This is a genomic window from Gilliamella sp. App6-5 (assembly GCF_001690525.1).
Classification (GTDB): Bacteria; Pseudomonadota; Gammaproteobacteria; order Enterobacterales; family Orbaceae; genus Gilliamella; species Gilliamella apicola_H.
Map to the genome: position 1 here is coordinate 1 of NZ_LZGT01000076.1, position 1731 is coordinate 1731.

The 1731-nt window shown below is 33.9% G+C and carries 4 protein-coding genes; all 4 read right to left on the reverse strand.

Annotation, left to right across the window (positions count from 1 at the left end):
* Window positions 1-552 (reverse strand): DDE-type integrase/transposase/recombinase (locus A9G24_RS09430; RefSeq protein WP_065638790.1); only part of this gene is annotated, 552 nt, incomplete at its 3' end.
* A 20-nt stretch (window positions 553-572) separates the two neighbouring features.
* Window positions 573-830: a transposase gene (locus A9G24_RS09435; RefSeq protein ID WP_034909955.1), complete on the reverse strand. Its 258-nt coding sequence runs from the start codon at window positions 828-830 to the stop codon at window positions 573-575.
* Window positions 831-888: 58 nt separating this feature from the next.
* Window positions 889-1086, reverse strand: coding sequence for a hypothetical protein (locus A9G24_RS09440; RefSeq protein ID WP_065637579.1), 198 nt, complete (start codon window positions 1084-1086; stop codon window positions 889-891).
* Complete coding sequence (gene pilL2, locus A9G24_RS09445) at window positions 1083-1625, reverse strand: PFGI-1 class ICE element type IV pilus protein PilL2 (protein WP_065637580.1); 543 nt, start codon at window positions 1623-1625, stop codon at window positions 1083-1085. Before pilL2 ends, A9G24_RS09440 begins: the two co-directional genes overlap by 4 nt.
* Window positions 1626-1731 lie beyond the last annotated feature (106 nt).

Here is a 1731-nt window from a genome sequence, read left to right on the forward strand (position 1 = left end):
AAAGGTTTTTCCTGTAAATTCTGGTCCATTATCGACGCGTATTTTTAATGGATACCCATGATATTCAGCCAGTTTATCTAAGTAACGGGTAATCCTTCCTGCTGGTAAGCTTACTGCAATATCAATCCCTAACGCCTCACGATTAAAGTCATCGATGACATTGAATGTCCTAAAGCGACGTTGATTACGACTACTGTCACTCATAAAATCCATTGACCAACATTCACCTTGTTTATTGGGGACTAATAACCTTTCCGGGCATCGTGGAGGAATGCGTTTTTTACGCTTTACCCTGAGATTAAGCTTTAATTCACAATACACCCGATATACCCGTTTATGATTCCATTGATAGCCGAGCTTTCTGATACGATTAAAACATTTAGGAAAACCCCAGCGTAAATGCCGGTCTGTGACAGCATTCAACACCGAAATAATCACTGAATCATCCTGTAACTTAGGTTGATAATAGTAAGCACAACGGCTTAAGCCAACAATAGCACAACTCATAACAATAGTAACTGAATGATTTTGTTGTAGTTGCTGTGCCCACATTTTACGTGCCTTGGTGGGCACTAAAGCTTTTTTATGATTTCTTCCTGAAGCTGGGATTTTAAGCTCAGTTCGGCAAACATCTGTTTAAGCTTACGGTTTTCCGCCTCCAGCTCCTTTAAGCGTTTGATATCCGACGTTTCCATTCCGCCGTATTTTTCTCGCCATTTATAGAAAGTTGAATTACCCATGCCATATTTACGGCACAGTTCTTTAACGGGAATACCTGCCTCTGCTTCTTTTAAAATAGCGACGATTTGATGTTCAGTCATTTTTTTCATAATTAAATCCTCTTTTACTTTTATCATGGAGAATTTTCTACTTTTTTGCTGTACTATTTTAGGGGATAGTTACAATTTTATCTTCCAGTTCTTTATAGTTATTAGATGTTTTATCAATGTTAAGGAGAGATAAATGCAATGCTATCGCTATTAATATAAACAAGATTACAAATACACCACATATTAAAACTACCATTTTTTTAGTTATTGTAATAGGTTGGTTTATATTTAATTTATTTATTAGCGTATCCTTCATTTTTTGCCTCCTTTTGTTTCTATCATTCGAGGAGGTACTTGATAAGTATCAAATTGAGGTTCTTGTTTAACTGAAGAAATAGGTTGTTGTTTTCGAGAATATCCTTTTTTTAGATGAAAACAAATTTCTCGTTCAACGTCATTAACATCTAAATTCCAAACAGGGCCAGCCATAACATGTAGTGCATCATTTAATAAAATTGGCCCCATTTTATATTGAACTTTAGGTAAAGTGCTTTCATAAAGAACATTGATATCTGAGTTAGTGCAAAGAGAATAACCTGATTGTTTTAAAGCATATTCCATTCCATCTTTAACTGTTAAATTTAAATTTTTAGGTAGTGAAATATTAATAATTTGATCTAAAACATATTTATGAATTGGATCATCTAGTTCAACAATGGTATATCGATCTGTCTGTAAAACTGGTGTAGGTTTAGATTCTATTTTAGACTTAGAACTAATAGTTTTAGAGTTATTTGTACATGCTGTTAATACAAATATTGGAAGCAATGCTAACATAGAGATAGCGATTTTCATTGTATTTACCTTTAGATTAATGTAGAAAGTAGAAAGGTAATGTAACTACCCCCTAAAATAGTACAGCACAAAAGTAGAAAATTCTCTATGATACAAGTAAAGGGGA

Bases quoted from the DNA above. Each gene is read 5' to 3' on its own strand.
- A9G24_RS09435 (WP_034909955.1), bottom strand. From the start codon at position 830: ATGAAAAAAATGACTGAACATCAAATCGTCGCTATTTTAAAAGAAGCA.
- A9G24_RS09440 (WP_065637579.1), bottom strand. From the start codon at position 1,086: ATGAAGGATACGCTAATAAATAAATTAAATATAAACCAACCTATTACA.
- pilL2 (WP_065637580.1), bottom strand. From the start codon at position 1,625: ATGAAAATCGCTATCTCTATGTTAGCATTGCTTCCAATATTTGTATTA.